The following is a 24,767-nucleotide window of genomic DNA, read 5'->3' as shown; positions in this document are numbered from 1 at the left end:
TCCCGCTGCCGTATGGATGCGCGGCCACGCCGCGCGAGGAGAGACGAGAACATGAAAGCCCTGTTGTGTACCGCGTTCGGCCCGATCGACCGCCTGCGTATCGACGACGTCGCGATTCCCGAACCGGCCGCGGGCCAGGTGCGGATTCGCGTGAAGGCGGCGTCGCTGAATTTTCCCGATGCGCTGATCGTGCAGGGGCTGTATCAGGTGAAGCCGGCGCTGCCGTTCTCGCCCGGTGCGGAATTCGCGGGCGTGATCGACGCGGTCGGCGACGGCGTGAGCCAGTGGCGGCCCGGCGACGAAGTGGTGGCATTCACGGGGCACGGCGGCTTCGCCGAGCAATGCGTGGCCGACATGCACCAGATCGCGGCGCTGCCGCCGGGGATGACGTTCGAGCAGGGCGCGGCACTCGTGCTGGCCTACGGCACGTCGCTGCATGCGCTGCAGCAGCGTGCGCGTCTGCAGCAGGGTGAGACGCTGCTCGTGCTGGGCGCGGCGGGCGGCGTCGGGCTGGCCGCGATCGAGATCGCGAAGGCGCTGGGTGCGCGCGTGATCGCGGCCGCGTCGAGCGCGGAGAAACTCGCGTTGTGCCGCGAAGCCGGTGCCGACGACACGATCGACTATGCAACGGAAGACTTGCGGCGCCGCGTCGACGAACTGACCGGCGGGCGCGGCGCGGATGTTGTCTACGACCCGGTTGGCGGCGCGTACAGCGAGGCGGCGCTACGCGCGACCGCGTGGCGCGGCCGGTTCCTCGTGGTCGGTTTCGCGGCCGGCGAGATTCCGAAGATCGCGCTGAACCTGGCGCTGCTCAAGGAGCGCGACATCCTCGGCGTGTTCTGGGGCGACGCGGTGCGGCGCGACCCGGCGCAGCACATGGCGAACATGCGCCAGCTCGCGCAATGGTTCGCGGCCGGCAAGGTCCGGCCCGCGATCACCGAGCGCGTGCCGCTGTCGGGCGCGGCCGATGCGATCGCGCGGATCGCGAACCGGCAGGTCAAGGGCAAGGTGGTGATCCTGCCGGATGCGTGATTCGTGCTGCAGCAGGAGCGCGGCGGCAGCCTGATGGCGTGCCGCCGGCATTCGATGTCTTTTGCGTGACGTTACCGGAGTCGTTGAACATGCAACCCCTATCGCATCTGCCTCCCGCTGTCGCGAAATCGCTCGATGCGTGGCACGCGATGATCGAACACAAGGACTTCGGCGCGCTGCACACGATCGTTCATCCGGACGCCGTGTTCCGCTCGCCGATGGCATTCAAGCCGTATGGACCGGCGCCCGCGCTGCTGTTGGCGCTGCGCACGGTGATCACGATCCTCGAGAACTTCGAATACCACCGCCAGTTCGCCGACGACGATGGCACGAGCGTCGTGCTCGAATTCAGCGCGACGATCGGCGACAAGCGGCTGAAGGGCATCGACATGATCCGCTTCGACGACGACGGGCGAATCGTCGAGTTCGAGGTGATGATTCGCCCGTTCAATGCGCTGCAGGCGCTCGGCGCCGAAATGGGCGCGCGGCTCGGGCAGCAACTGCCGGCGTTCAAGGGCGGCGAGTGAGTGGCGGTTGCCGGCATGCGTTGATGCCGGCCCGCACGCGTCAGTGATCCTTGATCCTGACGCTGTAGCCCGCGTCTTCGAACGCGACGATGAATTCCTCGGGGAACAGCCACGATTCGACCTTCACGTGCGATGTGGCGCGATCGAGCTCGATCTTTGCGTCAGGGTCGACGCGCCAGATTTCATGTTCGACCGCGCGGGCGGTCTCGTCGTCGAGCGAGTGGTCCAGTACGAATTCCATGATCGGTTTCCTTTTTGGGCGGCGGGGATCGTGACGGCACGAACGGCCGGTTGAGACACGATGCCGATGAAGCTGCCGGGATCAGACAGCCTGTGTTGAAGATACCCGCGATTGCATCGAACGATAAGCCGGCCCGCGCGTGACGCACTGTCGCCTGCCGGGCAACGTATCCGGTCGCGATGCGTGCGGATTCCGGATGACCTGTCGCAAAACGGGCGCGTGAAGCAAGCGCCGTTCCGCCTGGCCGGCACGGCGCCACCCGTCACGCATCGAGGGCCGCGACCGCGTCGACCGCGATCATCGCGAGGTGATTCGCGGGCCGTGGGCGCCCGGTCGGACGAAACACGGCTTCGCCCTGAACGATCGCGCGGCCCGAATACGCGCATCGGCCGTCGCGTCGCGCGAGCGCGCGCCGCCATTTCTGTTCGCCGTAGTGCAGGCGGCCGCTCTCGACCCAGCGCACGAGCAGCGATTCGCGCGACCACTCGAGCAGCGTGACCTGAATCACGCTGCGCCCGGGTGCCGATGCGCGCGGCGCAATGCCGACGGAAGAGACGGTCAGCATGATGGGTGGCCTCCGGCGCGAACGACGCGATAGCGATCTGCGTCGCGCCGCAACGAGCCGTGCTGCGTCGGCTGTCCGGCGAGACGCCGGGAATCATCAGTTGCGCTGAATGCCATGGCGAGCCTCCTGCCGGCCAACGAAGATCGCGTCGGTCGGGATTGATCGGGGCCGTGCGATGACACGGCCGGTACGGGATCGGCTGACGCACGGGCGTCGAAATGGACGACTGCCGCGGATCGCCGGAATGCCCAGTGTAAAAGCGCATGCATCGCGGCCGGAAGGCATGCCGCGCAGAACACGGTGTTGCCCGATATCGAACACGGATGCATGCGGGCGCGGCGCCGTCATGGGTGCCCATTCTGCGGCGCGTTGTTTGCCACCGCGTGCCGCGCCGGACGCAGCGTGACCGTGCAGGTCGTGCCCGCCGCAAGGAATCCGCCGGGCGGCGCGCCGTCCAGCCGGATCCGGACCGGCACGCGCTGCGCGAGCCGCACCCACGTGAAGATCGGATTGACGTCGGCGAGCAGCGTCGAGCCGGCCGGGTTGTCGCGATCGCTGATGCCGCGCGCGACGCTTTCGACGTGCCCGGTCAGCGACGGGCCGCCTGCGAGCAGCCGGATTTCCGCCGGATCGCCGACGTGTACCTGAGGCAGCTTGGTTTCCTCGAAATAGCCGTAGACCCAGTACGAATGCGCGTCGATCAGCGCGAGGCGCGCGACACCCGCGGTCGCATAGTCGCCCGGGTACAAGTTCAGGTTCGTGATGTAGCCGTCGACGGGCGCGCGGATTTCGCTGCGCGCGAGATTCAGGCGCGCGACGTCGCGCGTGGCGAGCGCCGCGTCGTAGTTGGCCTGCGCCTGCCGCGCGGCCGACCCGGCGTCCTCGCGTACTTCGGCCGAGATCACCGCGCTGTCGAGCCGCGCGCGACGCGATGCCTGCTGCCGGCGCATGTCGAGCTCGGCCTTGCGCAGCGCGACCTGCGCATCGGCTTGCGCGAGCGCATAGCGAAAGCGCTCGGCATCGATGCGAAACAGCACGTCGCCGCGGTGGACCTGCTGGTTGTCGGCGACCAGCACGTCGGTCACGATGCCCGACACGTCCGGTGCAATATTGACGACCTTGGCGCGGACGCGTCCATCGCGCGTCCACGGCGCATACATGTAGCGATTCCACAGCGCGTGGGCGAGCAGCACGGCGGCAACGAACAGCAGCAGGGTGACCGCCACGCGGAAAGAGGTTTGGGCACGCATGTTGACTCGATACGAAACAGGGTGATCCATCAGCCGGCCAGCAGCAGGCCGGCGCCGCAGAACAGGCACACGAACACGGACACGCGGAACAACGCCGGATGCCACACGTGCCGGTAGAGCCCGGCGCGCGCGAGCACGCGGTCGACGATCCGGAATGCGACGGCACAGCCGATGAGCGCGGGCAGCAGCCCGGGCACCAGCAACGACGCGAACGGAAATTCAGCGAACATCGGGCGCTCCTTGCGGTGGCCGGGCGGCGACGTCGCCCGTCGGTTCGACGCCGCCGCCGAGCGCCATCATCAGTTGCGCCCAGGCGTCGAGACGCGCGGCGCGCACGTTCGCGAGCGCCTGCTGCGCCTGCAGCAGCTCCGTCTGGGTCGACAGCACGTTCAGGTAGTCCGTGAGCCCCGCGCGATAGCCCTGCGTCGCATAGTCGAACGCGTGTTGCGCGGACGCATTCGCGGCAGTGATGTCGACCTGCTGTTGCGCGAGCGACTGCAGCGACACGACCTGGTTGGCGACGTCGCGGAACGCCGCGAGAACGGCCTCGTTGTACGTCTCGACCGCGAGGTCGTAATCGGCGACCGCGACGCCGTAGCGGCCCTGGCGCACGCCGCCGTCGAAGATCGGCAGCGAAATGGCCGCGCCGAAGCCGTGCGTCATCGCATCGTTGTTGATGAACGTGAAGAAGCCGCCGAAGGCGGCGGACGCGAGCCCTGCGCTCGCGATCAGGTCGATGTTCGGATAGAAGTCGGCGTGCGCCGCGTGAATCCCCTTGGCCATCGCTTCGACGCGCCAGCGCGCGGCGCTGATGTCGGGCCGATGGCCGACGAGTTCGGCGGGCAGGTTCGCGGGTAGCGCGACCGGCACGTCGAGCCGCAGCGCTGGGCGCGTCAGTGCCGCGCCGACACCCGGCCCGCGTCCGGTGAGGACGGCCAGTTCGTTGCGCAGCACCGCGACCTGCCGGTCGAGTTCCTCGATCTGCGCGCGGGTCGTGGCGACCGGCGTGTTCGCCTGCGTGATCTCGAAGCGGCTCGCGAGCCCCGCCCGGTAGCGGCGCTCGATGATGGCGACGACGTCCTGCTGGCGCTTGAGCGTCGCAAGCGCGACGTCGCGCTGATCGAACGTCTTCGCGAACGTGACATAGGTGCGCGCGACCGCCGTCTCGAGCGTCAGGCGCGCGACGCGCGCATCGGCTTCGGCTGCCAGCGTGCTGTCGAGCGCGCCTTCGCGTTCCGCGCGATGCTTGCCCCACAGGTCGAGCGGATAGCCGAGGTCGGCGCCGACGGAATTGTTCCAGACCGTGTTGCCGCCGGGCGGGCTCGGGCTGTCGAACCGCGCAAAGCGCGTGCGGCCGAAATCGCCGCTCGCGGACACGCTCGGGTAGCGCGACGCGCCGGCGATACGCGCAAGCTCGGCGTGGCGGTCGATACGCGCCTGTGCGACACGCAGCGCGGGGCTGCCGGTCACGGCATCGGTGACGAGCGTGTCGAGCTGCGGATCGCGCCACGCGCGCCACCAGTCGTCGCGCGGCCACGACGCCTGCGACGCGGATGCCGGCAGCCCGTTCGCGACCGTGGCCGCATCGACGAGCGTCGCGCGCGGCGCGATGCCGCCGGTGTGCGCACACGCGCCGAGCCACAGCGCGGCGAGCGCCGCGATGCCGCGCGCGGCGAGGGGAGGAAGCGAGCGTGCCGCAGTGCGGCGCTCGGGATTACGCGCGGGCATCATTGGGCGCACGGGGTGGAGTGGGCGAAGCCGGCCCGCGTTGCAGCGGGACGAGGTTGCATTGCAGCGACACGAGAATGAAACGGACGCAGTCGGCCAGCCGCTGCGCGGCGCCGGACGTCAGCGGAGGTGCGGCGGTTAGCACGGCGAGCGCGTCGCGGGCCGCGCGGTCGGCGTCGTGCAGCGTGGCGGGTGACGGCATGTCGAACAGGTGCGAGACCGTCGCACACAGCGCGTGTTCACGCGTGCGCCACGCGCCGCCGGGCGGTTCGGCGGCGCCGGCCGTGCGCAGGTCGACGATGCTGCGGCCGATCTCGAGCGACGCGAAGCTCCAAGCGAACAACGCCTGCTGGCCGAGGTGGCCGGTTGCGGGGCGCGCGGCGATCTGCAGCGTGAAGTCGCGCACGCCGGCGTCGAAGCGCGCCATCAGGCCGTCGAGCGTGCCGAAGCACGCATCGACCGACACGAGACGCCGCAGCGCGGCGAGATAGCGGCCCGTCGCCCAGTCGCCCGCATACGGCGCGACGACCGAATAGGCGAGCGACGCGGCCACGATGCCGAGAATCGACGAGAAGCCCGCATCGAGCGTCGTGGCGGGGGCATAGACACCGGGATTGGTGACGTTGGTCAGGAAGCAGAAGTAGATGTTGAAGCCGAGACCGAACGCGGCCGTTTTCGGAAACGAGTTCAGGTATGCGCCGATCGCGATGAACAGCGCGAACGCCGCGGCGAGCGGCGCGAAACCGTCCATGTCGGGCAACAGCAGGAAATTGAACGCGATGCTCGCGAGCCACGCGACCGTGCAGCCGAGCGCGACCTGACGGGTCGCCGCCGCCGGCGCCGGCATGATCGAGTACAGCGCGCTAGCGATGGTTGCGGATACCACGGCGCCGGCCGCGCCGGTCCAGCCCGATGCGATCCAGAACAGCGACACCGCAGACACAGCGACGATCGCACGCAGCCCCGCCGCCGCGGACACCATGCGGTTCGCGGAAGTGGCGATGCGCACGGGGGCTCGGGTTCGCGCCGTATCGGACGAAGCGGCAGAAGAGGCCGAAGCCGCGACCGGCGGCGACTGCCGGCGGATCGCGATGAAGTCCGCGAGATACGCGCGCAGGCTGTCGAGTGCCTGGTGAAGCAGCGACAGGCCGGTGAGCGCCTGATGCGCGTCGCGTGCGTCCGGTGCCGGTTCCGGCGTGTGGCCGTCGGGCAGTCGGGCGACGGCCTGGTCGAGTGCGTCGACGAGCTGTTCGACGGTCCGCAGGTCGAACGCGCGAGCGGGGTCGTCCGGCGGCAGCACGCGCGCGACGTCGTCGCAGGCGGCCGACAGCACGCCGGCCGCATGACGATCGTCGCCGTGCGCGATGCGTACGCGATACTGATGTAGCGCATGAAAGCGCGCACCGGCATCGAGGAATTGTCCGGCCATGCGCGTCATGATGTCGTTGCGTGCGCGCAGGTCGGGATCCTCGAACACCGCCGCGCTGCGCAGGTTCTCGAGTTGCGCGCGCGCGGCGAGCAGCCGCAGGTAGCGGCGGCTCTGCTCGTCGGTCGGCAGGTTCTGCGTGAGCGCGGCGCGCACGAAGCCGATGAAATCCGCATAGTGGTCTTCGCCGGTCTTCATCAGCATCGCGCGGACGTGGCGCGGCAGGATCAGCGCGCTGACGACGCCGGCCGACAGGAGGCCGATCGATACCTCGCCTAGCCCGGTGACGACGTTGGCGATGATGTCGTAGGGCCGGTCGATCGACGGGATCGCGGCGATGCAGGTTGCGTAGCCGGCGAGCACGAAGCCGTACGACTGATAGTTCCGGAAGTACGCGGCGCCCCATGTGCAGCAGCCGATCCACAGCACGAGCACGCCGAGGAACAGTACGCGCTCCTGCGGGAAGGCGCCGATCAGCACGATCGCGGCGAGGTTGCCGACCAGCATGCCGACGCCGCGATAGAAGCCGCGCGCCATCACCATCCCGCTGTGCTGATGCATCATCAGGATCACGACGGTCACCATCGCGGTGCGCGGCGCCGTCAGTTCCAGCCGCATCGACACGCCCATCGCGAGCACGACCGCGATGACCGTCTTCGCGACATGGATCAGACGCGCACCGTCGGTGCGTCCGTATTCGCGGCTCATGTCGAGCAGCGTGTGCGCGAGTTGCGCCGCACGGAATGGCTTCGTCAGCATGCGCTTGGTCGGTGGCATGGCGTGGCGAGCGGACGGCTCCGGCGGGACGGGGCCGACGGGAAACGCGCGGTTCTGACGACGGAAGCGCGCATCGCGTCAGGCCGAATTCGTGGCCAGCGTTTCGGCAGGCAGCGCGGCGTCCGGGCCGGCCGACCACGGCCGATCGAGCAGCGCGATGCGCACGTGCTCGATGAACAGTTTCAGCTTGTTGCTCGCATACGGGTTGCGCGGATAGACCGCGTAAATCACTTCGTCCTGCGGCGGGTCGTCGGCGAGCACGCGTACCAGCCGGCCGTCGCGCAGGTCTTCGTCGACGATGTAGCGCGGCAGCATCGCGATGCCGATGCCGTGCACCGCGGCATCGCGCAGCGTTTCGCCGTTGTTCGACAGGAACACGCTGCCCGGGTTGATCGTGCGCGGCTTGCCGAGTCCGCCCGGCGTGGCGAACGTCCAGGTGGCCGACGGCGCCGTGTGACTGTAGTTCACGCACCGGTGCTCGAGCAGCGCGTCGATCGACGCGGGCTCACCGTGTGCCGCGAGATAGCCGGGACTGCAGACGACCACCCGCTCGCATGCGGCGACGCGGCGCGCGATGAGCGCGCTGTCGGGCAGCCGGGCGGAGCGCAGCGCGACGTCGAAGCGCTCGACTTCGAGGTTCACCGTGCGATCGTCGGTCTCGAGCGTGACGCGCAACTGCGGATGCGCGGCGGCAAACTTCGCGATCACCGGCCCGAGCCAGCGGCGCGTCAGGCTTGCCGGCGACGTGATGCGCAGTTCGCCGCACAGCCCGTGCGAGCGTTCGGCGATTTTCTCGGCGACGTCGACGAGCCGGCGCATCGATTCCGACGCGGCGCGATAGAAGGTCACGCCGGCTTCGGTCGGCGTCACGTTGCGCGTGGAGCGCATCAGCAATTGGACGCCGAGCGTGCGCTCGAGGTCGCTGATGCGCTTGCTGACGACGGATTTCGACAGGCCGAGCCGGCGCGCGGATTCGGTGATGCTCTGCCGCTCGACGGCGAACAGGAAGGCCTGGATATCGTCTATGTTCAGGGATTTCATGATGCAGTCCGAATGTCGTTGGGCGTGAGTCGAGCGCGGCCGCACGCGCTGCGTCCAGGCTGCCGGCGGCGCTCGACGGAAAAGGCCGCGGCCCCCGTCACCCCGGTCCGCACGATTCGTGCGACGAAAGCGCGCTGTGCGGCGGCGGCCGCAACACGATCGGGCGGGTCGGGAGCTGGGTGCTTCACGCGTGCCTGATGCCGTGGGAAGTCGGGACGGCTTCAAGCGTAGTGGAAGGTGTCACGTGTCGATAGACGGGCCGGATTGTCCTCAGTGTTCCGTGTGTGGAACGATCGCTTCGCACTGCCGTGATGGCGGCGCGCTGGCCGGTGCGCAGACGCGTCAGGCGATCTGCGTGAGGCGATAGACGTCGACCTTCTCGACGGCGTCCCAGTCGCGGGCCTGGAACGCGAGGATGTGCGGCCCCTCGTTGTGGTGGCGCGCATGGGACTGCGCGTTCTCCCACATCTCGACGAACACGAAGCGGCGTGGGTCGGCGTCGTCGAGCAGCAGTTCGTAGCGCAGGTTGCCGTGCTCCTGCCGGGACGGCTCGACGAGCTCCGCGAGCCGGGTCCGCAGGCGTGCCTCATGGCCGGCCTTCGCGTACAGCACGGCGACGATGTGCAGTGTCGTCATCTTCGTTCTCCTCGATGGCGTGCGCGTGCAGGGCCGCGGTGCGCACACCGGCTCATGCATGCGCGGCCAGGCGTCCGGGGCCGGCGGCGATCAGGATGATGAAACCGCCGATGATGCTGATGTGCTCGAGAAAGCCGGTCAGCATCAGCGTGCGCTGGTTGCCTTGCTGGTTCCAGAAGTCGTAGAACACCACCGCGGTCGCGAGCGTGAAGATCGCGAGCAGCAGCGACGCAAGGGTCGTCTGGAAGCCGGCCATGATCGCGATGCCGCAGACGAGCTGGACGATGATCGTGCTCGAGAGCGCGACGCGCGGTAGCGGCAGGTTCTTCGCGCGGACCTCGTCGAGCCCGTGCTGGAAGAACAGGAATTTGTTGATTCCGCTCAGCACAAACATCAGCGCGATGAAGAAGCGGCCTGCGAACAGCAGATAGTCGTCCATGACGCGTTCGTATTCGGTTTCGGTCGAAGGAAAGGCGTCGGCGTCGGGCGCCGACGCAACATCCCGTCGCGGCTGCATTCGCCCCGGAACGGACGAGCGCAGCCGCGGCAGGCAACGGCATTCGCCGTCGCGAATCAGCTCTTGTCGTACGAGAACTGGATGCCGGCGGTGCCGCCGGTCTGGATGAACAGGTCGATGAACGCGGGGACGGTCGCGCTGCGTGCCCAGTCGCGCTGCAGTTCGCAGAACAACTGCGCGACGCTGATCATCTGGCCGCCGGCCTGCTCGATGCGGCGCAGCGCGGCTTCGTGCGCGGCCACCGACGTGCCGCCGACCGCATCGACGACCACGTAGACCTCGTAGCCGGCCTTCAGCGCGTCGAGTGCGGGGAAGGTCAGGCACGCTTCGGTCCACAGCGCGGTCATGATGAGTTTCTTGCGGCCGGTGGCTTCGACGGCCTTGCGGAACTCGACGTCTTCCCACGAGTTGATGCTGGTGCGATCGTAGGTCGGATAGCCTTCGAGCGCGGCGCGCAGTTGCGGGATCGGCGGCTTGTTCAGGCCGGTCTTCACGTTGACGGTCGAGTGGACGATCGGCAGGCCGTACGCAACGGCCGCTTTCGACGCGCCGACGATGTTGTTGATCAGCAGCTGGCGATCCATCGACGCGATGGAGTTCACCTGGACCGGCTGGTAATCGATGACTATGAACGCCGCATTCTGCGGGGTGAGCAGGTGGTCGTTCGCGGGGTCGCGAATCGGTTCGCTTGCCATGGTTCTCTCCAGATCAGGGTGGTGGGAGGCTGGGGATCACGATCGCGCCGCCCCGTCGTGCGGGCGCGATGCGATTCTGCTGCGGTGCGGTGCCGCGACGATCGGGTCGCGACGTTCAACCGCGACATCGACATGGCCCGCGCCTGGCGATTCGCCGGATTCGGGTGCCGGCGAGTGTCGTCAGCTTATGCGATTCAAGGTGCGGTGCGTAGCGCGCGCGGACAGAACATAGTGTTCTCGTTCTTCGAACGGAATGCACGCGCGAACGGGCGAACATACCGATAACATGGGCGGTATGTTAAGGATCACTGATTGGTTTGAAGGCGACGGGCGTCGCGAATGCGCCGCTCGATCCGGTGGTGCGGATGGGTGATGAACGGTACGCGCGGCCTAGCGTCGCGCGCGCGTCTTGCTGGCGATGCGCATGGCCGGCGGTGCACCGTCGGCGGGCGTGGTGTCTTCGAGCACGAGCTGGGCGGTGACGGCGAAATGCCGGCGCAGCAGTTCGCACGCGCGATCGGCATCGCGCGCGAGCACGGCCTTGACGATTTCCTCGTGTTCGCGGCCGACGTCCCGTTCGCCCGCATGCTGGCTGCGCAGCGACTGATGGCGGTAGCGGGCCGTCTGGGTGCGCAGCGTCGCGGCGAAATGCTTGAGCCATTTCGAGCGGCAGCCGGCCAGCAGCGTCGCGTGGAAATGGTCGTGCGCGCGTTCCCAGTCCGGGTTCATCCGCGGCGGTTCGTCGACGACGGTCGGCAGGCTGTTCACCAGGTGGAACGCGGCGAGCACCGAGGCTTCCCATTCGAGGTTGCCGCTGCCGATCGCATCGCGCAGCGCTTCGGACTCGATGCATTGCCGCACGGACGTGATGTCCTCCAGATCCGCGCGCGAGACGGGCGTGACGCGAAAGCCGCGCTGGTCCTCCGCATCGACGAAACCGCTCATCGCGAGCCGCGACACGGCCTCGCGCAGCGGGATCACGCCGGCCTGATAGCGGTCGGCCAGTTCCCGGATCTTCAGCTTGGAGCCGGGCGCGAGCGCACCCGACACGATGTCGCGAAGGATGGTGTCGGCCAGTACCGACGCCATGGTGCGCGAGCCGCTGGCCGTTGCGTCGTCAAACGTCATGTCCACGAATGTTTCCCTCCTGATGGCCAAATTATATGCAGAACATGGGGACGTATGCACATCCTAGGGTAAACATCAAAAGACGAAAATATATATATTTTCTAAATTTGTATCTAAATCGTGGCCAACCCGGCGGCGACCCCCTTGAACTGGAGATGTCATGCGTTATGTGAATTTTTCGGCCGATGGCCGCAAGCGGATGCTCGGCGTGCAGCGCGGCTCGGCCATCGTGTCGCTCGGCGACGCGACGCTCGAGCAGTTGCTCGCGAGCGGTATCGATCTGGTCGACTTCGCCGAGCGCCACGCGTCGGCCGGCCCGACCTTTCACGTCGACGAAGTGACGTGGCTGCCGCCGCTTGCCCGCCCCGGAAAGATCATCTGCGTCGGCCTGAACTACGCCGACCATACGAAGGAAAGTCCGTATGAACAGCCGTCCTATCCGACCCTGTTCCCGCGCTTCACGACGAGCCTGATCGGGCACGACGCACCGATGATCCGGCCGCGCGTGTCCGATTCGCTCGACTTCGAAGGCGAGCTGGCCGTCGTGCTGAAGAGCGGTGGCCGTCATGTGCCGAAGGCGCGCGCGCTCGACTGCGTGGCCGGCTACTCGGTGTTCAACGACGGGTCGGTGCGCGAGTACCAGTTCAAGGCGCCGCAATGGACGGTCGGCAAGAACTTCGACGGCACCGGCGCATTCGGGCCCGCGCTCGTCACCGCGGACGAGTTGCCGGCCGGCGGCGCCGGCCTGCCGCTGCAAACGCGGCTGAACGGCAAGGTCGTGCAGTCGGCGAACACCAGCGACATGCTGTTCGACGTCGCGACGCTGATCGCGATCGTCAGCGAGGCGATCACGCTGGAGGCGGGCGACGTGATCGTCAGCGGCACGCCGGCCGGCATCGGCTGGGCGCGCGAACCGAAGCTGATCATGCGCGACGGCGACGTGTGCGAGGTCGAGATCGAAGGGCTCGGCATCCTGCGTAACCGGGTGCGCGACGAAGACGCGGCGCAATGAACGCCGGCCGCTGAACGGACCCATCAAGAGACTGAGGAAGACATGAGACAGATTCGAGTTCCGGTACTGGTGGTCGGCGCAGGGCCGGCCGGGTTGACGAGCGCGGCGCTACTCGCGAAGTACGGCGTCGACGTGCTGGCGATCACGCGTTATCCGGGCACCGCGCATTCGCCGCGCGCGCACATCACGAACCAGCGCACGGTCGAGGTGTTCCGCGACCTGGGCATCGAGGCGCGCGTACGTGCGCTCGCGACGCCGAACGAGCTGATGACGAACAACGTATGGGCGACGAGCTTCGCCGATCGCGAGATCGCACGGCTGCAGACCTGGGGCACCGGCACGCGGCGCAAGGCCGACTACGAGGCGGCGAGCCCGTCGCAGATGTGCAATGCGCCGCAGCACCTGCTCGAACCGGTGATTCTCGGTGCGGCGCGCGAGTACGGCGCGCGCATCCTGTTCAACACCGAGCTCGTGTCGATTCGTCAGACGGAAGATGCGGTGATCGCGCAGCTCGTCGACGTCGTCACGCGCGAGGAGATCGAAGTGATCTCCGACTATGCGATCGGCGCGGACGGCGCGCAGAGCCTCGTGGTCAAGCAGCTGGGCTTTGAGCTGGACGGCGAAATGGGGCTTGGCTGCGCGGTGAACTGCTGGCTCGAAGTCGACCTCGAGAAATACACCGCGCACCGCCCGGGCGTGCTGTACTGGATGAGCCAGCCGGGCAGCGACTATTGGGTCGGCAGCGGCACGTACATCTGCGTGCGGCCGTGGAACGAATGGGTGCTGCTGTTCATGTACAACCCGAAGGACGGCGAGCCCGACCTGAGCCATGACGCGGTGATCGCGCGGGCGCGCGCGACGATCGGCGACCCCGACATCCCGATCCGCGTGAAGGCGGTATCGAAATGGACGATCAACCGGATGGTCGCGCGCAACATGGTGAAGGGGCGCGTCGCGATTGCGGGCGACGCCGCGCACCGCCATCCGCCGGCGAACGGGCTCGGTTCGAACACGTCGGTGCAGGACGCGTTCAACCTCGCGTGGAAGCTCGCGATGATCGTGAAGGGGCAGGCATCGCCTGCGTTGCTGCAGACGTATTCGGACGAACGCCAGCCGGTGGCCGAGGCGGTCGTCAATCGTGCGATCAAATCGGTCGGCGAGATGCTGCCGATCGCGAAGGCGCTCGGCTTCTCGGAGGGGCAGAGCATCGAAGAGGGCTGGGCGTCGCTCGACGGGCTGTTCGCCGAGGACGACGCGGGCCGCAAGCGCCGCAAGGCGCTCGCAGACGCGGTCGAACTGCAGAACTATCAGTTCAACTGCCACGGCGTCGAGCTCGGGCAGCACTACACGTCGTCCGCGATCGTGCGCGACGGCGCGACATTCCCGATTCCGTCGCGCGACCCGGAGCTTTACTATCATCCGACGACGACGCCCGGCGCATCGATTCCGCACGCGTGGATCCAGCACGACGGCACGCAGGTGTCGACGCTCGACCTCGTCGGGAACGGCGCGTTCACGGTGCTGACCGGCGCAGGCGGACGCGCGTGGCTCGATGCGGCGAAGCAGGTCGGCGACGAATTCGGCATCGCGATCCGCACGGTGGCGATCGAGCAGGGCACGTCGACCTTCGACGTGTACGGCGACTGGGCGCGACAGCGCGAGATCGAGGATCACGGTTGCGTGCTGGTGCGGCCGGACCGCTTCGTCGCGTGGCGTTCGGAAGCGCTGGCGGACGATCCGGCCGGTGCGCTGCGGCGCGTGCTCGCGCGGATTCTCGGTGGCGTGCCGCAGGCGCGCGCGAATGTCGATGCGGCCGCACTGGCCGAAGCGTAACGGAGGTCGGAATGACGATTGCGACAAGGAAGCGGGCCCAGTTCGGTATCCATAGCATCGACCATTTCGCACTCGAGGTGCCGAGCCTGACGGATGCCCGTCGCTTCGTGACGGCGTTCGGTTTCGACGTCGAGGCGAGCGGGCACGAATTGCGGCTGCGTACGCAAGCCGGCGGCCACGTCTGGGTGACGCTGTGCGAGGGGCCGCGCAAGCGGCTCGCGTATCTGTCGCTGAACTGCTTTGCCGACGATTTCGAGCCGCTGCGCGCGCAGATTCTCGAGGCGGGCGGCCGTGCGGCGACGCCGGCCGAAGGGCGTGCGCCGGACGACGGCTTCTGGTTCGAGGATCCCGACGGAAACCTGATGCAACTGCAGGCGGGCGCGAAGACGACGCCGGGATGCAAGCCGGCGGTGCCGCGCGCAACCGGGATCCGGCCGCAGCGCGGCGCGCTGTTTCGCGGCGACGCGCCGGTCGTGCATCCGGCGCGGCTGTCGCACGTGCTGATGTTCACGCCGGACATCGGTCGCGCGATCGCGTTCTACGAGCAGGCGCTGGGGCTCTCGTTGTCCGACGGCGCCGCGGGCATCGTCGCGTTCCTGCATGCGCGCCACGGCAGCGACCATCATCTGGTCGCGTTCGCGCAGGGCAGCGCGAAGGGCTGGCACCACAGTGCATGGGACGTGCCGGCCGTAGACGACGTCGGGCTCGGCAAGATGCAGATGCAGCGGGCCGGTTACGTGGAAGGCTGGGGCGTCGGGCGTCATGTGCTGGGCTCCAACTACTTCCAGTACGTGCGCGATCCGTGGGGGTCGTTCTGGGAATACTCCGCCGACATCGACTATGTCGGCGCGGGCGTCGAGTGGCCGGTCGGCGACCACCCGCCGGAGGATTCGCTGTATCTCTGGGGGCCGGACGTGCCGGACTACTTCTTCGAAAACACCGAAGCCGCCTGACCGTCATCAGATGCCGCCGGCTCGCGCCGGCGCGCCTTGCGCCGGACCGCCCGGTCCGGCGTTCCGGATTTTCATTTTCATCACATCAATCAGTATAACGAATCATCATTGGAGATCAGGATGGTCGGCAAAAAGACCTGTGCAATCGGCCTGCTGGCGCTCGGGCATACGTGCACGGCGAACGCGCAGAGCAGCGTCACGCTGTTCGGCTTGCTCGATGCGGGCGTGAGCTACGTCAGCAATGAAGGCGGTCACGGCGTCGTCAAATTCGACGACGGGATTTTCACGCCGAGCCTCGTCGGGCTGCGCGGCAGCGAAGACATCGGTGGCGGCACGCACGTGATTTTCCAGCTCGTCAGTCAGATCGCGATCGGCTCCGGCACGACGATCGGCGACGGGCTGTTCGCGCGTACCGCATTCGTCGGCGTGCAGAACGACCGCTACGGCACGATCACGCTTGGCAACCAGTACGAGTTCATGGCCGATGCGCTGTTCTTTGGCGGCGTCGATGCGGCGCGCGACGTGGGCGGCCTGTACAACCTGCGCAACGGCCCGTTCCAGAAGCTCGCGCTGCCGGGCAATCCGACCGGCGCATTCGACTGGGACCGGATGGCCGGCAGCCAGCGCGTCGCGAATGCGGTGAAGTACGTGAGCCCGGTGATCGGCGGATTCAAATTCGGCGCGCTGTACGGCGTCGGCGGCGTGCCCGGCAGCATCGGCGCGAACAACACGGTGAGCGTCGGCGCGGACTATTCGATCGGAACGTTTGGTGCGGCGGCCGCCTATACGAACGAGAAATACGGCGCGCAGGCGGGCGCGGCTTCGACCAGCGTGCGCAACTGGGGCGCCGGCCTGCGTTACGGCTTCGGCCCGGTCAACTTGAGCGCGCTGTTCACGACGGTGCGCAACGCGGCGTCGGGCGGCGCTGCGTGGATGAGCGAGCTGGGCGGCACGTGGACGCTGACGAACGCGATGACGCTGGGCGCAGACTACATGTACATGAAGGGCAACGCGACGCTCGACGACAACCATGCGCATCAGCTCACGGCCACCGTCCAGTACCACCTGTCGAAGCGCACGATGGTCTATGCGAGCGGCGCGTGGCAGCGCGCGAACAGCGGCGCCCAGGCGCAGATCAACGGCGTGCTGGACCCGGACGGCGCATCGTCCGGCGCCAGCCAGGCGATTGCACGCATCGGCATGCACACCGTGTTCTGACCGCGCAGCCCTGCGCACCTCGTGGAGAAACCAGATGAACAACGCACGCGTGTCCGGTCGGGACACCTCGTACGAATGGAAGATCGTCGCGCTGCTCGCGCTCGGATTCGGGCTCGTCGGCGTCGACCGTTTCATGATCATGCCGCTCTTTCCCGTGATGATGCGGGACCTCAATCTCGACTATCAGGATCTCGGCCACATCACGGCGGCGCTGTCGGTCGCGTGGGGCGTATCCGCGCTCGTGACCGGCAACCTGTCCGATCGCTTCGGCCATCGCAAGGTCATCATTCCCGCGATGCTCGCGTTCTCGCTGCTGGCTTGCGCGAGCGGGCTCGCATGGGGCGTCGGCAGCCTGATGGCGATCCGCGCGGTGATGGGCTTCGCGGAAGGCGCGTACACGCCGTCGAGTATCACCGCCACGCTCGATGCGTCGGATCCGGCGCGTCACAGCCGCAACGTCGGCATCCAGCAGGCGGCGCTGCCGCTGCTCGGGCTCGGCATCGCGCCGATCGTCGTCACGCAGTTGATGCGCGTCGTGCCGTGGCACTGGATCTTCGCGATGGTCGCGCTGCCGGGGCTCGTCGTCTGCGTGCTGACGTGGAAGGTGCTGCGCGACACCAGCGCCGAGCGCGCGGCCGCGCATACGCAGGCGGGCGACGCGGGCAGCCATCGGTGGCGCGACGTGCTGCGCTACCGGAACGTGCCGCTGTGTTTCGTCGGGATGCTGTGCTGGCTGACCTGCCTGATCGTGCTGAGCGCGCTGCTGCCGAACTACCTGACCGACTATCTGCATCTCGGCCTGCAGCAAATGGGCTTCGTGCTGTCCGCGACCGGTATCGGCGGCACGCTCGGCGGGATCGCGATGCCCGCGCTGTCCGACCGGATCGGGCGCCGGCCCGTGATGGTGCTGTCGGTGATCGGCGCGTTCGTGTCGTTATGGGCGTTCTCGCGCACCGGCGCGAATCCGGTCGCGCTGTTCGCGGGGCTGCTGGCGACGATCTTCTTCGTGTTCGCGATGATCACGCTGACGGTCGGGCCGATCAGCGCGGAAGCCGTGCCCGCGCAGCTGATGACCACGGCGTCCGGGCTCGTGATCGGTGTCGGCGAGATCTTCGGCGGCGGTATCGCGCCGTCGGTCGCAGGCTACGTCGCGAAGCATTTCGGCATCCAGTACATCATGCAGCTCGGCATGGGGGCGCTGGTGCTCGGCCTGATCGTCGCGCTGGCGCTGAAGGAAACCGCGCCGGCGCGACTCGCGCGCACGGTCGCGCTGGCCGAATCGTGAGCGTCGGCCGTTACTGCCGGTACGACTGGTACGGTTGGTAGGGCCGCTGCGGCGGGCCGTAGCGGTCGTCCGTGCGTGCGAAGGTCACGATCTCGACGCGGCGATCGGGCTGCAGGCACGCAACGAGACTGTCGTGCGACTGGTTGTCGCTGCAATGCGTGATCGGATCCTGTTCGCCGAGCCCGCGCGCGTCGATCCGATCGGCGGGGATGCCGTGCTGCACCAGCAGTGCCTTCACCGCGTTCGCACGACGCTGCGACAGTTGCAGGTTGTACGGAGCCGAACCGAGCCGGTCGGTATAGCCGCGCACTTCGATGCGGGCGAAGCGCGACGCGCTCAGCTTTGCCGCGATGTCGCGGATGTCCGCGCGGCCGCCGGGCAGGATGTCGGCGAGGTCGCCGCGATCGAAGGCGAACAGCGCGTCGGCCGACACACGCATCACCTGCGCGACGGGCGGGGCCGGCGGTGCGACCACCACGCGCCGTTCGATCCCGGTCCAGTGGCCGGGCACCCACACATAGCGGCCATACTGCCACGCCCAGTAGCCGCGTTCCCACGCATAGCCGACGCGCGGCGCCGGCGCGGCTTCGTAGACGGGCGCCGGCGGCGCCAGCACCATGACCTGCGCGGAAGCCGGCGCGATGTTGCCGAACCAGGCGGCGGCGAGCACGCCGCATGCGGCCGCAGCGGTGGCGATGCGACGGCGGTTGTCGGTGGCGGAGTGGAGAGCAGGCTGTTTCATGATGAGCGTCCGGCGTATCGAAGGTTGAACGGGTCGCATGCCAATGCGGGTACGAGCGGTGATCCAAGGCTAACGGGTTGGATCATGAAAAGCCTTTGCGGTGTGTAAGCAAACCTCGCAGACGGCAGGGGCGGCGGACGGGCACATTCGCCGCGCGAACCAAGGCGCGCGGTGCGGGTAGCGGCTGTCGGTGTGTTCGGCGGGGTAACGATACGTAATGGCTCGCGCATGCCGGGCAGGTGCCGGCGCATCGCGCATCGCTGCGAAATCATTCATCAGGACGGTTGCGCATGCATCGAGCCTGACGAAGTCACGTGCGCGAATGCAGCGGTTCAGTCGCGAGATGGCTCAACCGCATTCGGGATAAGTGTGCTGGAGTACTGAGCGATCTGCCGGGATCTGATGGATCGTGCGATGCATCACGGCTAGATGCGGGCCGCTGCTGCCCGCGCGGTCGACACGCCTGGTTGAAATTTGCATATCGTCTGACCTTTTCGCCGGGGGCCGTACCGGGCGGGCCGGCCGGCAGCCAGAAGATCGATACGACGTAACGAGAACCGGAAGCAGACCGGTGCGAGGCGAGCGGCGCTATCCGGCATCGGGCCGCGACGACGGGAGTTGGCGCGTATGCGCCGCACGGGTCGGCGGCGCGTCACCCCAGGAACACCGGCAAGGTCCGCGCCGGCAGCGTGATCACGAAGCGCGCGCCACCCAGCGGCGAATCCTCGAGCCGCACATCGCCGCCGTGCACGAGTGCGACGCGCCGCACGATCGCGAGGCCGAGACCGAACCCGCCGGTCTGACGGTCGCGGCTCGAATCGAGTCGCTGGAACGGTTCGAACACGCGTGCGCGATCGGCGACCGGAATGCCGGGGCCGTCGTCGTCGACGCTCAGGATCAGTGCACCGGACGCATCGCTCGCCGCGGACAGCCGCACCGTGTGCGACGCATAGCGTGCGCCGTTGCGGATCAGGTTCAGCAGCGCGCGGGCGACGAGCTTCGGATCGCACACGTGGGCGGCCGGCGTGCCGGCGGTCGACACGTCGAGCACGAGGCCGCGATCGGCGACATCGTTCGCGACGTTGCCGGCGACGCTGTCGATCAGCGCATCGACGACGACTTCCATCGGCGCGAGTTCGCTCGCGCCTTGTTCCAGTCGTCCGATCGTCAGCAGTTCGGTGACGAGATCGTCGAGCTCGCGCACGTCGCGTCGCAGCTCGTCGCGGCGCTCGCGCGTGCGGCCGTCCTCGTCCGTTTCCGCAAGCAGCGCGAGCCCGAATTCGAGGCGCGCGAGCGGCGTCTTCAGCTCGTGCGAGATGCCGTGCATCATTTCGCGCTGCTGCTTGATCGACGCCTCGATGCGCTGGGCCATGTCGTTGAACTGCTGCGACAGCTCGTAGACGTTCGAGCGGCCCGACAGCTTCACGCGCGTCGACAGGTACCCGGCGCCGAACGCGCGTGCGGCCTCCTGCAGCTTGCGCAGATCGCGCCAGTGATACGAGATCCACAGCACGACCGCCAGCAGCGCGGCGAGCGCGAGCAGCAGGTACGCATAGATCTTGATGTCGAGATCGAACGGCTGGATCGGGCGCGCGTGCAGCACGGAGCCGTCCGCGAGCGGCATGTAGTAATCCTTGCCGTCGTAGCTGATCGAGATCCGGCCGCTCTCGAGGTCGCGCAGCGGCGTGCCGTGCAGTTGCGCACGCGCGTTCGCCATCGTCAGGAAGTCGAATCCTTCGTTGCCGTGCTGCGCGAGTTCGCGCAGCGCGAGCGTACGCTGCGCGCCGGGATGGCGTTCCAGATAGTCGTTCAGCACGAACGCATAGGTCGTCAGCGACTCACGCTGCGCCTGTGCCGCGCGCTCGTAGAAGATCCGGTCGAAGCCGATTTGAATGAACGCGATCGAGACGGCACCGGACAGGATCACGATGAGGTACAGCCTGATCAACGGGCGCAGCATTTATTCGTCCCACGCGGAAGGGCTGAACAGGTAGCCGCGTCCCCAGATCGTCTTGATCTTGTGCGGCTCCGACGACGCATCCTCGAAACGGCGGCGCAGCTTCGAGATGCCCGAGTCGACCGAGCGGTCGAGTCCGTCGAATTCGATCCCGCGCAACTGTTTCAGGATGTCGTCGCGGCTCAGCACGGTGCCGGCCGCGCGCGCGAGGATCAGCAACAGGTTGAATTCGGCCGTCTTCAGGTCGACGGGTTCGCCGCGCCACGTGACCGTGCGGTTCGGCGGCGAGATCGTCAGTTCGCCGAACACGAGCGCTTCGGGTGCGGCGGCCGACAGGTCGGCAACGGGCGGCTGCGCGCGGCGCAGCAGCGCGCGGGCGCGCGCCACCAGCACGCGCGGCTCGATCGGCTTGGTCACGTAGTCGTCGGCGCCGGTTTCGAGGCCCGCGACCTGGTCGTAGACGTCCGCGCGCGCGGTGAGGATCAGCACCGGCACGTTGGTGAACGCGCGAATGCGCCGGCACACTTCCATCCCGTCGAGATTCGGCAGCATCAGGTCGAGTATCACCAGCGCCGGCTGGTGCTCGCGCACGGCGGCGACGGCCAGGTCGCCGCGCCGCACGACCGTCACGGAGAATTCATAGCTGTCGAGGTATTCGCGCACGAGTTGCGCGAGACGGTCGTCGTCCTCGATCAGCAGCACACGGTATTTGAGCGGATTGTCGTTCATGGTCTCTTCGAAACGCGCGCGTCGTCCCACACCCGGGCAGGCGTGCGGCGCGGCACGCGAATTTTATCCGGCGTTCCGGCAGCCGGGGCCACGACGCGACAATCGCGAACAATCCGACACAATTGAGCACAGATTCCCCGCAGATTCCGGACAGTTCGGGCGCGCGGCGACACCTAGACTTCGGGCTCCGTCACTTTCATCTGAATATTGTGCGCCCAACCCTTCGACGCTATCGCTATTGCATGCCGCTCGCCAGCCTGACCCTCGCCGCCGCCGCCCACGCGGAAAACCAGTATTCGCTGTCGCTCGGCGGCGGCGCCGCACCGCGCTACCAGGGGAGCAACCAGTATCGTGGCGTCGTCGCGCCGTTGTTTTCGGCGGCGTTCGGCAACGGCTTCTTCATCGACAGCACGTCGGGCGCCGGCTACCGGCTGGACCTGCCGCACGGCGTGTTCGTGTCGGCGGCGGTGAACTACGATCCGGGCCGCGCGGACGAGAACCGCTTCGACCTGCCGGGTTCGGACTACCTGAAGGGGATGGGCCGGATTCCGGGCTCGGTGCTCGTCGGCGTGCGGGCGGGCGTGACGCTGTTCAACGCGGCCGAACTGAGCGTCTCGGTCGACACGCCCGTGACGCACACGTCGCACGGCGTGTCGGGACACGTCGATCTCGCGGTGCCGGTGTTGAAGACCGCGCAGCACCAGATCATCGTGACGGGCAGCGTGCATGGCGGCACCGGACGCTATATGCAGACGTTCTACGGCGTGACCGATGCGCAATCGATGACGAGCCGGTTCAGGCCGTATTCGACGGGCGGCGGGATCGACAGCGCGACGATGTCGGTCGCGTGGAACTGGGACGTGTCGCGGCACTGGTCGGTACTCGCGACCGGCGGCGTGACGCGACTGCTGGGACGCTACGGCGACAGCCCGATCGTCCAGTCGCGCAGCAACTACTACGGGATGGCCGGCGCGACCTACAAGTTCTGAGCGGGCTGCCGGCGCGCGCATGTCGCCAGCGATGCCCCATTGCCGCGAATCGCGTGCGGTAACATGCAGGCGGCTCCGGCATTGCGCCGGGCCGCGACAGGGAGAAAACGATGAAGCACACGATCGCGCTGCTCGCAGCACTCGTTGCGAGCGCAACCTTTGCAGGATGTGCGGACATGAATGCGAAACACCCCGACGCCACGGCCGGCGGTGCCGCGCCGATCGGCGTCCCGCCGGGCGCGGCGAAGGCGTGCAAGACGGATGCCGCGCCGGACGACGCGCTGATCGGCAAGCGCGAGGCCGATGCGGCCGCGCTGCTCGACGGCTGCCTGTGGCGCGTGCTCGAGCGCGACGGCCAGTCGCTGCCGGGCACGATGGACTATCGGATGGAGCGCCGCGACCTCGGCATTCGCGACGGGAAGGTGATCTGGGTGCGGCGCGGGTGACGGGTCAGGCCGGCAGGGAAGTGCCGGCCGACGTGTACGGTCACGCGGCGACGCTGCCGGATTGCAGCGCCGGCGCAGCCGTGCCGGCCGCCGCCGCGGGCGTGACGAGCATCACGCCGCGTGCGAGCGGATCGCTGACCGATGTGGCCAGTACCGCTTGCTGTTCCTCCGTCGCGTGATCGGCGGCGACCGCCAGCGTAGCCAGCGCGAGTGCCGCGCCGCTGGCCCCGTTGGCGAGCCCGAGATGGCGGCTGCGTTCGGCGGCGTCGTTCCCCCACGTCTGTTCGCCGACCGTCACGACTTCGGTGCGACGACTGCTGCGTTGATCGGCGTCGGTGACGAATCCGGGCGCCGTCAGGTCGGGGCGCAACGCCGACAGGTGCGCACCCGCCGTCGCGAGCAGTTGCCCGAGCGTCGCCGATTCGACCTTGCCATGATCGGCGGAACTCGCGCGGCGCGCTGACACGAGCCGATGGATCGACGGCACCGGCGTCGCGTGCGGCGCGTCGGGATGACCGAGCAGCAGTGCGCATGCGCCTTCGCCGGGCATCACGCCGTTCGGCCGGTCGCGGCCGTAGAGCCGGCCGGCGCGATCCAGCGCGTCGACGGCGTCCTGGCTCGCGGTGGAATCGAATGCGAGGACGACGTGCAGATCGCCGGACGGTTGCAGGTGCAACGCCTGGATCAGTTCGTCGACGACCGTCCATGCCTGTACGGGATCGGCAATCATGCGCAGTGGCGCGCGGACGATGCCCGGCGCGACTGCTTCGCGCGCCGTGTGGGCATCGAGCCATGCGGCGAGGGTTGCGGCGACCGGTTGCCAGCGCTCCGGCATCAGCAGGTGGAGCCTGAGCGGCGGCGCGTCGGCGTCTGCGCCGGACAGCACGGCGTGGCGTTCGCGCAATTCGTCGAGCGCATCGGCGGCGAGCAGCAGCGCGCGCCAGTGCTCGTCCTGCAGCGTGTCGTGTGTGCCGGGCTCGAGCAGGCTCGTATCGAACCGGTCGAGCGACACGGATTCGACGGTACTGGCGAATACCCCGGTTCCGTCCGGACGTTGCAGTTCGGCATGAAGCGCGACCGGACGTTCTTCCCGGGCCGCCGCGTCGATGTCTGCCGTCGTCGCCCCGGTCGGCAGCCTGACGCTGCTGTCGAGCAGCAGGGCCGACCCTGTTTGCGACGCGCCATCCTGCGCGGCCGCGGCCGCCGTCGATGCGGGCGAGCGCGCGGGTGCGGCGGCCGTGCGCGCCGGGCGCTGACCGAGTCCCTGGCGCAGCCAGGCCGCGCAGATGGCGAGCGATGCCGGCAGCACGAGTCCGCACAGCAACCACTCCCTGGCGGTCGGCGCATGGTGGGTCGTTTTCCACCAGACGAGCATGGCGACCCACACCGCAACGAATAGCGCGGCGACGAACGCCGTTTTGCGCAACCCCGTGATCATTTCCGTCGATTTCCCCGTGACTTGCCGGCGTTGCGTGTCAACTGCCGTCGCTGCCCGCCGTCCGGCTCGCGACCAGCACGGCGCCGCAAGCCGTCTTGTAGCCGTCGCGCGCGACGCCTTCGCCTTGCACGATCATCGTGTCGTCGCCGTCGACGATGTGATTCGGGCCGTGGATCGGACACGTCACCGTGTCGTTGCGGCGCGCGATGCCGCGACCGTCGACCGACGACAGCGTGGACGCGCTGGTCACGGTGCCGCCGTGGCTGTGCTTGTCGCCAAGGACGATGAAGGGTTGGGTCATCCGGATGGGCTCCTTGCCGGGATCATCGTCGATGCATCGTGACCTGGCCGCTCGGTGCGGAGGCAGTCGCGGCTGTTATCGGCAACGCTTTTCGAATGAATACCGACCGAATCAGTATTTATTACCTTTCGGAAATAATTTCCTGTTTCGGTCGGGCTGTAATATACCTGTCGAACTGAAGGGAGTCATTATCGTGCGTGAAGCCCGCACGTCAAGGCCTGCGTTTTTAAATCTAGGTTTGTTTGTCTATGGCGCAGCCTGACGGTGTAATTTAAAATAGAAAGCTTCAAATAGGGGTCGC

Annotated in this window: 25 protein-coding genes; 9 read left to right on the top strand and 16 right to left on the bottom strand. The window is 67.9% G+C overall.

The genetic code is table 11. From position 1 onward, the window contains the following. Nucleotides 1–51 precede the first annotated feature (51 nt). Together BX604_RS00860 and BX604_RS00855 are read left to right on the top strand one after the other, a co-directional pair. Nucleotides 52–1,032 (top strand): NADPH:quinone oxidoreductase family protein, encoded by a 981-nt coding sequence (locus BX604_RS00860; protein WP_098549151.1) that lies wholly within the window; start codon nucleotides 52–54, stop codon nucleotides 1,030–1,032. An 89-nt stretch (nucleotides 1,033–1,121) separates the two neighbouring features. Beyond that, the gene (locus BX604_RS00855; protein ID WP_098549150.1) at nucleotides 1,122–1,559 is read left to right on the top strand and encodes a nuclear transport factor 2 family protein; all 438 of its coding nucleotides are present in this window, start codon (nucleotides 1,122–1,124) and stop codon (nucleotides 1,557–1,559) included. Nucleotides 1,560–1,599: 40 nt separating this feature from the next. On the opposite strand, the gene BX604_RS00850 is transcribed toward BX604_RS00855, so the two are convergent. From BX604_RS00850 to BX604_RS00800, 11 genes are all read right to left on the bottom strand, one after another. Further along, complete coding sequence (locus tag BX604_RS00850; RefSeq protein WP_098549149.1) at nucleotides 1,600–1,800, bottom strand: hypothetical protein; 201 nt, start codon at nucleotides 1,798–1,800, stop codon at nucleotides 1,600–1,602. 262 nt (nucleotides 1,801–2,062) lie between these two features. Beyond that, the gene (locus BX604_RS00845; protein WP_098549148.1) at nucleotides 2,063–2,365 is read right to left on the bottom strand and encodes a DUF3331 domain-containing protein; all 303 of its coding nucleotides are present in this window, start codon (nucleotides 2,363–2,365) and stop codon (nucleotides 2,063–2,065) included. A 344-nt stretch (nucleotides 2,366–2,709) separates the two neighbouring features. Then, nucleotides 2,710–3,615, bottom strand: coding sequence for an efflux RND transporter periplasmic adaptor subunit (locus BX604_RS00840; RefSeq protein WP_098549147.1), 906 nt, complete (start codon nucleotides 3,613–3,615; stop codon nucleotides 2,710–2,712). 29 nt (nucleotides 3,616–3,644) lie between these two features. Further along, complete coding sequence (locus tag BX604_RS00835) at nucleotides 3,645–3,845, bottom strand: DUF1656 domain-containing protein (protein WP_098549146.1); 201 nt, start codon at nucleotides 3,843–3,845, stop codon at nucleotides 3,645–3,647. Next, nucleotides 3,835–5,346: an efflux transporter outer membrane subunit gene (locus BX604_RS00830; protein ID WP_257146264.1), complete on the bottom strand. Its 1,512-nt coding sequence runs from the start codon at nucleotides 5,344–5,346 to the stop codon at nucleotides 3,835–3,837. Before BX604_RS00830 ends, BX604_RS00835 begins: the two co-directional genes overlap by 11 nt. After that, nucleotides 5,330–7,528: an FUSC family protein gene (locus BX604_RS00825; protein ID WP_257146263.1), complete on the bottom strand. Its 2,199-nt coding sequence runs from the start codon at nucleotides 7,526–7,528 to the stop codon at nucleotides 5,330–5,332. The genes BX604_RS00830 and BX604_RS00825 overlap by 17 nt, the downstream gene beginning before the upstream one ends. Before the next feature lie 96 nt (nucleotides 7,529–7,624). After that, nucleotides 7,625–8,578, bottom strand: a complete 954-nt coding sequence (locus BX604_RS00820; protein ID WP_098552662.1) for a LysR family transcriptional regulator — start codon at nucleotides 8,576–8,578, stop codon at nucleotides 7,625–7,627. 351 nt (nucleotides 8,579–8,929) lie between these two features. Beyond that, the gene (locus BX604_RS00815) at nucleotides 8,930–9,223 is read right to left on the bottom strand and encodes a putative quinol monooxygenase (RefSeq protein ID WP_098549144.1); all 294 of its coding nucleotides are present in this window, start codon (nucleotides 9,221–9,223) and stop codon (nucleotides 8,930–8,932) included. A 52-nt stretch (nucleotides 9,224–9,275) separates the two neighbouring features. After that, entirely contained in the window at nucleotides 9,276–9,662 is a 387-nt protein-coding gene (locus BX604_RS00810; RefSeq protein WP_098552661.1) for a DoxX family protein, read from the bottom strand. A 134-nt stretch (nucleotides 9,663–9,796) separates the two neighbouring features. Continuing rightward, entirely contained in the window at nucleotides 9,797–10,435 is a 639-nt protein-coding gene (locus tag BX604_RS00805) for a hydrolase (protein WP_098549143.1), read from the bottom strand. A gap of 390 nt (nucleotides 10,436–10,825) precedes the next feature. Further along, nucleotides 10,826–11,563, bottom strand: coding sequence for a GntR family transcriptional regulator (locus tag BX604_RS00800; protein ID WP_208450385.1), 738 nt, complete (start codon nucleotides 11,561–11,563; stop codon nucleotides 10,826–10,828). A 160-nt stretch (nucleotides 11,564–11,723) separates the two neighbouring features. Here BX604_RS00800 and BX604_RS00795 point away from each other — a divergent pair, with 160 nt between their 5' ends. The 5 genes from BX604_RS00795 (at nucleotide 11,724) to BX604_RS00775 (ending at nucleotide 17,864) form a co-directional block, all read left to right on the top strand. After that, nucleotides 11,724–12,575 carry a fumarylacetoacetate hydrolase family protein gene (locus tag BX604_RS00795; protein WP_098549141.1) on the top strand — a complete coding sequence of 284 codons (852 nt, stop codon included), beginning with the start codon at nucleotides 11,724–11,726 and terminating at the stop codon, nucleotides 12,573–12,575. A gap of 42 nt (nucleotides 12,576–12,617) precedes the next feature. Next, nucleotides 12,618–14,408 (top strand): FAD-dependent monooxygenase, encoded by a 1,791-nt coding sequence (locus BX604_RS00790; RefSeq protein WP_098549140.1) that lies wholly within the window; start codon nucleotides 12,618–12,620, stop codon nucleotides 14,406–14,408. A gap of 11 nt (nucleotides 14,409–14,419) precedes the next feature. Beyond that, a complete protein-coding gene (locus tag BX604_RS00785; protein WP_098549139.1) occupies nucleotides 14,420–15,361 on the top strand; it encodes a VOC family protein in 942 nt (313 codons plus the stop codon). 120 nt (nucleotides 15,362–15,481) lie between these two features. After that, nucleotides 15,482–16,579 (top strand): porin, encoded by a 1,098-nt coding sequence (locus tag BX604_RS00780; RefSeq protein ID WP_098549138.1) that lies wholly within the window; start codon nucleotides 15,482–15,484, stop codon nucleotides 16,577–16,579. Between the two features lie 34 nt (nucleotides 16,580–16,613). Next, on the top strand, nucleotides 16,614–17,864 hold the full coding sequence (locus BX604_RS00775; RefSeq protein ID WP_098549137.1) for an MFS transporter: 1,251 nt from the start codon (nucleotides 16,614–16,616) through the stop codon (nucleotides 17,862–17,864). A gap of 10 nt (nucleotides 17,865–17,874) precedes the next feature. Here BX604_RS00775 and BX604_RS00770 read toward each other — a convergent pair whose 3' ends face one another. The 3 genes from BX604_RS00770 to BX604_RS00760 all read right to left on the bottom strand — a co-directional run bounded on the left by BX604_RS00770 (nucleotide 17,875) and on the right by BX604_RS00760 (nucleotide 21,292). Further along, the gene (locus tag BX604_RS00770; RefSeq protein ID WP_179894774.1) at nucleotides 17,875–18,606 is read right to left on the bottom strand and encodes an OmpA family protein; all 732 of its coding nucleotides are present in this window, start codon (nucleotides 18,604–18,606) and stop codon (nucleotides 17,875–17,877) included. Between the two features lie 652 nt (nucleotides 18,607–19,258). Beyond that, nucleotides 19,259–20,566 carry an ATP-binding protein gene (locus tag BX604_RS00765; protein ID WP_098549135.1) on the bottom strand — a complete coding sequence of 436 codons (1,308 nt, stop codon included), beginning with the start codon at nucleotides 20,564–20,566 and terminating at the stop codon, nucleotides 19,259–19,261. Beyond that, nucleotides 20,567–21,292 carry a response regulator gene (locus tag BX604_RS00760; protein WP_098549134.1) on the bottom strand — a complete coding sequence of 242 codons (726 nt, stop codon included), beginning with the start codon at nucleotides 21,290–21,292 and terminating at the stop codon, nucleotides 20,567–20,569. A gap of 242 nt (nucleotides 21,293–21,534) precedes the next feature. On the opposite strand from BX604_RS00760, the gene BX604_RS00755 reads away from it, so the two are divergent. Both BX604_RS00755 and BX604_RS00750 read left to right on the top strand, forming a co-directional pair. Beyond that, nucleotides 21,535–22,281 carry a MipA/OmpV family protein gene (locus tag BX604_RS00755; protein WP_098549133.1) on the top strand — a complete coding sequence of 249 codons (747 nt, stop codon included), beginning with the start codon at nucleotides 21,535–21,537 and terminating at the stop codon, nucleotides 22,279–22,281. Between the two features lie 110 nt (nucleotides 22,282–22,391). Further along, nucleotides 22,392–22,727: a hypothetical protein gene (locus BX604_RS00750; RefSeq protein WP_098549132.1), complete on the top strand. Its 336-nt coding sequence runs from the start codon at nucleotides 22,392–22,394 to the stop codon at nucleotides 22,725–22,727. 40 nt (nucleotides 22,728–22,767) lie between these two features. Here BX604_RS00750 and BX604_RS00745 read toward each other — a convergent pair whose 3' ends face one another. Together BX604_RS00745 and BX604_RS00740 are read right to left on the bottom strand one after the other, a co-directional pair. Beyond that, nucleotides 22,768–24,165: a hypothetical protein gene (locus tag BX604_RS00745; RefSeq protein WP_098549131.1), complete on the bottom strand. Its 1,398-nt coding sequence runs from the start codon at nucleotides 24,163–24,165 to the stop codon at nucleotides 22,768–22,770. A gap of 37 nt (nucleotides 24,166–24,202) precedes the next feature. Next, entirely contained in the window at nucleotides 24,203–24,466 is a 264-nt protein-coding gene (locus BX604_RS00740) for a PAAR domain-containing protein (RefSeq protein WP_098549130.1), read from the bottom strand. Nucleotides 24,467–24,767: the final 301 nt, after the last annotated feature.

It is taken from the genome of Burkholderia sp. JKS000303 (genome assembly GCF_002563755.1).
Classification (GTDB): domain Bacteria; phylum Pseudomonadota; class Gammaproteobacteria; order Burkholderiales; family Burkholderiaceae; genus Burkholderia; species Burkholderia anthina_B.
Note: the sequence above shows the minus strand (reverse complement) of the source record. Positions and strands in the feature narration are given on the sequence as shown.

Excerpts from the sequence above, each read along its gene's own strand:
- BX604_RS00860 (WP_098549151.1), top strand. The coding sequence starts at position 52 with ATGAAAGCCCTGTTGTGTACCGCGTTCGGCCCGATCGACCGCCTGCGT.
- BX604_RS00855 (WP_098549150.1), top strand. The coding sequence starts at position 1,122 with ATGCAACCCCTATCGCATCTGCCTCCCGCTGTCGCGAAATCGCTCGAT.
- BX604_RS00850 (WP_098549149.1), bottom strand. The coding sequence starts at position 1,800 with ATGGAATTCGTACTGGACCACTCGCTCGACGACGAGACCGCCCGCGCG.
- BX604_RS00845 (WP_098549148.1), bottom strand. The coding sequence starts at position 2,365 with ATGCTGACCGTCTCTTCCGTCGGCATTGCGCCGCGCGCATCGGCACCC.
- BX604_RS00840 (WP_098549147.1), bottom strand. The coding sequence starts at position 3,615 with ATGCGTGCCCAAACCTCTTTCCGCGTGGCGGTCACCCTGCTGCTGTTC.
- BX604_RS00835 (WP_098549146.1), bottom strand. The coding sequence starts at position 3,845 with ATGTTCGCTGAATTTCCGTTCGCGTCGTTGCTGGTGCCCGGGCTGCTG.
- BX604_RS00830 (WP_257146264.1), bottom strand. The coding sequence starts at position 5,346 with ATGATGCCCGCGCGTAATCCCGAGCGCCGCACTGCGGCACGCTCGCTT.
- BX604_RS00825 (WP_257146263.1), bottom strand. The coding sequence starts at position 7,528 with ATGCTGACGAAGCCATTCCGTGCGGCGCAACTCGCGCACACGCTGCTC.
- BX604_RS00815 (WP_098549144.1), bottom strand. The coding sequence starts at position 9,223 with ATGACGACACTGCACATCGTCGCCGTGCTGTACGCGAAGGCCGGCCAT.
- BX604_RS00810 (WP_098552661.1), bottom strand. The coding sequence starts at position 9,662 with ATGGACGACTATCTGCTGTTCGCAGGCCGCTTCTTCATCGCGCTGATG.
- BX604_RS00805 (WP_098549143.1), bottom strand. The coding sequence starts at position 10,435 with ATGGCAAGCGAACCGATTCGCGACCCCGCGAACGACCACCTGCTCACC.
- BX604_RS00800 (WP_208450385.1), bottom strand. The coding sequence starts at position 11,563 with ATGACGTTTGACGACGCAACGGCCAGCGGCTCGCGCACCATGGCGTCG.
- BX604_RS00795 (WP_098549141.1), top strand. The coding sequence starts at position 11,724 with ATGCGTTATGTGAATTTTTCGGCCGATGGCCGCAAGCGGATGCTCGGC.
- BX604_RS00790 (WP_098549140.1), top strand. The coding sequence starts at position 12,618 with ATGAGACAGATTCGAGTTCCGGTACTGGTGGTCGGCGCAGGGCCGGCC.
- BX604_RS00785 (WP_098549139.1), top strand. The coding sequence starts at position 14,420 with ATGACGATTGCGACAAGGAAGCGGGCCCAGTTCGGTATCCATAGCATC.
- BX604_RS00780 (WP_098549138.1), top strand. The coding sequence starts at position 15,482 with ATGGTCGGCAAAAAGACCTGTGCAATCGGCCTGCTGGCGCTCGGGCAT.
- BX604_RS00775 (WP_098549137.1), top strand. The coding sequence starts at position 16,614 with ATGAACAACGCACGCGTGTCCGGTCGGGACACCTCGTACGAATGGAAG.
- BX604_RS00770 (WP_179894774.1), bottom strand. The coding sequence starts at position 18,606 with ATGAAACAGCCTGCTCTCCACTCCGCCACCGACAACCGCCGTCGCATC.
- BX604_RS00765 (WP_098549135.1), bottom strand. The coding sequence starts at position 20,566 with ATGCTGCGCCCGTTGATCAGGCTGTACCTCATCGTGATCCTGTCCGGT.
- BX604_RS00760 (WP_098549134.1), bottom strand. The coding sequence starts at position 21,292 with ATGAACGACAATCCGCTCAAATACCGTGTGCTGCTGATCGAGGACGAC.
- BX604_RS00755 (WP_098549133.1), top strand. The coding sequence starts at position 21,535 with ATGCCGCTCGCCAGCCTGACCCTCGCCGCCGCCGCCCACGCGGAAAAC.
- BX604_RS00750 (WP_098549132.1), top strand. The coding sequence starts at position 22,392 with ATGAAGCACACGATCGCGCTGCTCGCAGCACTCGTTGCGAGCGCAACC.
- BX604_RS00745 (WP_098549131.1), bottom strand. The coding sequence starts at position 24,165 with ATGATCACGGGGTTGCGCAAAACGGCGTTCGTCGCCGCGCTATTCGTT.
- BX604_RS00740 (WP_098549130.1), bottom strand. The coding sequence starts at position 24,466 with ATGACCCAACCCTTCATCGTCCTTGGCGACAAGCACAGCCACGGCGGC.